The following is a 1,024-nucleotide window of genomic DNA, read 5'->3' as shown; positions in this document are numbered from 1 at the left end:
TGCACCGACGATCTGGGCCGCCCTTTCTGGAAACCCGACCCGCTGCCCTTTTTGACTGCCTGCCGCACGTTGAAAACCGATCCCTCACGAGCGGTGTTTGTCGGCGACCACCCGCGCAGGGACATCTGGGGTGCCGCACGACTGGGTATGAAGACCGTCCGCATCGCGCGATACGACGGTTACTTTCGCAACCACGCCGATCTCCCGGAAGCCCCGCCGGACTGGCGCATCACGCATCTTTCGGAATTGATCGAATGCCTTGGAATCGTGTCCAGAAGCAGTGGCCATGCGCGAAAGGAATATTTTCTTGAAAATGCTGCGTGACATCTATGTCTGGTTTGAATACCCGCACCGCTTCCTCGCCGTGCGTGAGGTTCTTTCCCGGCCCGGGGTCGCCGTCCTCGACATCGGTTGCGGCAACCACAGTCCTTCCCTCACGAAACGGTACTTTCCCTCCTGCCGATACGAGGGAGTGGATTGCCAGGTGTGGAATCGAGACGCCGCGGACGAGTCAGCCATGGACCGTTTTTTCCTGCTCGATCTCGATGAGCCGGCGGCCCTCGATGCCATCCCCGACGCCGCTTATGACGTGATCTTTTGTTCCCACGTGCTGGAGCATCTATGGCAACCGGTCGAAGTGTTCGAAGGCCTGCTGCGCAAACTGCGTCCCGGCGGCCTGCTCTACGTGGAGGTCCCCTCGGCTCGGTCCCTCCGCTTTCCTCCCGCCCGCCACGGATGGTTTGGCATCCGCGGATGCCTCAACTTCTGGGATGATCCCACCCACCGCACCCTGGTCTTTTTACCCCGATTGATGGAAATAGCTCGGGAACATCGGTGCCTCATTCGTAGGGCCGGGAGGCGATTCCTCTGGCGCCGGGTCCTCCTTCTGCCCTGCTACATGCTGGCGGGAATCGTTCTCCGCGGTTACATCCCGGCGAGCGTGGTGTGGGATGCCGTGGGGTTTGCCGAGTACTTTGTCGCGCAGGCCCCTCCCTCTGCCACTGCCCTCCCTTCCCCGCATTTT

General features: G+C 61.3%; 2 protein-coding genes. Both read left to right on the top strand.

The genetic code is table 11. The features are described from left to right. On the top strand, positions 1–324 hold a 324-nt coding region (locus H5U08_RS19735), incomplete at its 5' end, for an HAD family hydrolase (RefSeq protein WP_297037164.1). After that, the coding region (locus H5U08_RS19730; protein WP_297037166.1) for a class I SAM-dependent methyltransferase at positions 314–1,024 on the top strand (711 nt) is incomplete at its 3' end. The genes H5U08_RS19735 and H5U08_RS19730, both read left to right, overlap by 11 nt.

It is taken from the genome of Thermogutta sp., assembly GCF_014359955.1.
In the GTDB taxonomy this organism is placed as follows: Bacteria; Planctomycetota; Planctomycetia; order Pirellulales; family Thermoguttaceae; genus Thermogutta.
Note: the sequence above shows the minus strand (reverse complement) of the source record. Positions and strands in the feature narration are given on the sequence as shown.